Genomic DNA, 282 nt, shown 5'->3' with positions numbered 1-282 from the left:
AACGCGGCGGGTCAGCGCACGGGCCTTACGGAAGGATCGCTCGGGACCACCACCACCAGCTACGACGCCTTCGGACGCGTGGCCAGCATCCTGAACCGGCACGGCGAAACGACCACGTTTGCCTACGATGGTCTGGGACGGGTAAGCCGCAAGACCTTCTCTTCTGGGCAGTACGAAGAGTTCGGTTACGATAGCCGCTCGCGGGTGACCAGCGTTACGCTGCGTAACTCCTCGAACACGGTGTTGCGCGCCACCACGTACTCGTACGATGCCGCTAACCAG

1 protein-coding gene is annotated in these 282 nt (G+C 62.8%); it reads left to right on the top strand.

What is annotated here, in order from left to right; genetic code table 11:
- Window positions 1-282, top strand: a 282-nt coding sequence (locus AABK37_RS42110) for a hypothetical protein (RefSeq protein WP_432557286.1), incomplete at both ends; no start/stop codon positions are given.

It is taken from the genome of Tolypothrix sp. VBCCA 56010, assembly GCF_050875635.1.
Lineage (GTDB): Bacteria > Cyanobacteriota > Cyanobacteriia > Cyanobacteriales > Nostocaceae > Hassallia.
The sequence above is the reverse complement of the archived record's forward strand: the minus strand, read 5'-3'. Positions and strand labels throughout refer to the sequence as shown.